Here is a 224-nt window from a genome sequence, read left to right as displayed (position 1 = left end):
CCGAGGTCGCCGGGATCGGTGATTTCCTCCACAAACTCGATATCATATTCTTTGATACGCTCACAAAACCGCATGGTATCTGCGATAGAAATGCCGCCACCGAAATCAAGCATAAGCCTGATATCGGAACCGATCGCCTTTCGTACGTCGCGCACGCGTTCGATTCCAGCGGTGACGGCGTCACGATTGTCAGAGTATCGACCATTTGGATGCCGCAATGTTCC

At 52.2% G+C, this 224-nt stretch carries 1 protein-coding gene; it reads right to left on the bottom strand.

Features of this window, described 5'->3' with window-relative positions; all coding sequences use genetic code 11:
• Nucleotides 1–224, bottom strand: a 224-nt coding sequence (locus HWD97_RS24465; protein ID WP_371835838.1) for an enolase C-terminal domain-like protein, incomplete at both ends; no start/stop codon positions are given.

Origin of the sequence: Ochrobactrum sp. C6C9, assembly GCF_022627935.1 — a bacterium.
Lineage (GTDB): Bacteria > Pseudomonadota > Alphaproteobacteria > Rhizobiales > Rhizobiaceae > Brucella > Brucella teleogrylli.
Note: the sequence above shows the minus strand (reverse complement) of the source record. Positions and strands in the feature narration are given on the sequence as shown.